Source organism: Aurantimonas marina (assembly GCF_017183135.1).
GTDB classification, from domain to species: domain Bacteria; phylum Pseudomonadota; class Alphaproteobacteria; order Rhizobiales; family Rhizobiaceae; genus Aurantimonas; species Aurantimonas marina.
In genome coordinates this window covers 1-702 of record NZ_JADDXW010000059.1, presented here as the reverse complement: position 1 = coordinate 702, position 702 = coordinate 1, and the positions used below count along the sequence as shown (strand labels likewise).

Genomic DNA, 702 nt, shown 5'->3' with positions numbered 1-702 from the left:
ATGGGGCTGTCCTAGGAGATTGAGAGTTTGATCCATGCCTCGAGGGACTTCAAGAGCATGGTGGGGGAGCCATAATTGAAGCGCCATTCGCACTCTTTGAGGAAGAGATGGAAGTGGTGGCGGGGAATGCCGTTGTAGCGACGGAGGTGACGTTTTGCCTGGCTCCAGAAGTTCTCGATACCGTTGATGTGCCGGCCCTGCCCGAGCACGAAGCTTTCTCGATGATTGATGCGATGATGGCGGAAGCCGGAGACGTCGAGCACGTCATAGGTGCCGAAAGCATCGGAATAGACGATGGAATCCAGCTCTACCTTGGCTTTGATGATGGGCATGATCGTCACCGCTCGAGCGTCCGGGATCATCTTGGTATAGACGCGGCCGCCTCGCTTCAGGATGCCGAAGACCGGGACCTTGCCGGCGGCGCCACGGCCGCGCTTGCCTTTGCGCACGCCGCCGAAATAGCACTCGTCGACCTCCACCTCACCCTGGATCGGCGACTCGTCCTCGATGCGTGCGGCGATGATCTCGCGCAGGCGATGGTAAAACAGCGCTGCCGTGTTCTTGTTGACCCCCACCAGCTCGGCCGCCGTGCGAGCCGGCGTTCCCGCAACGAAGTGTTCACACAGCCGCCTGGTTTGGATGACTGAGAGCTTCGAATGCTTTAGCCGCATGTCACCATCCTAAGAGCGTAAATCTCCTAGG

At 59.1% G+C, this 702-nt stretch carries 1 protein-coding gene; it reads right to left on the bottom strand.

What is annotated here, in order from left to right; all coding sequences use genetic code 11:
• Nucleotides 1–11: 11 nt before the first annotated feature.
• The gene (locus ING15_RS19295; protein WP_206456466.1) at nt 12–671 is read right to left on the bottom strand and encodes an IS1595 family transposase; all 660 of its coding nucleotides are present in this window, start codon (nt 669–671) and stop codon (nt 12–14) included.
• Nucleotides 672–702: the final 31 nt, after the last annotated feature.

Excerpts from the sequence above, each read along its gene's own strand:
- ING15_RS19295 (WP_206456466.1), bottom strand. The coding sequence starts at position 671 with ATGCGGCTAAAGCATTCGAAGCTCTCAGTCATCCAAACCAGGCGGCTG.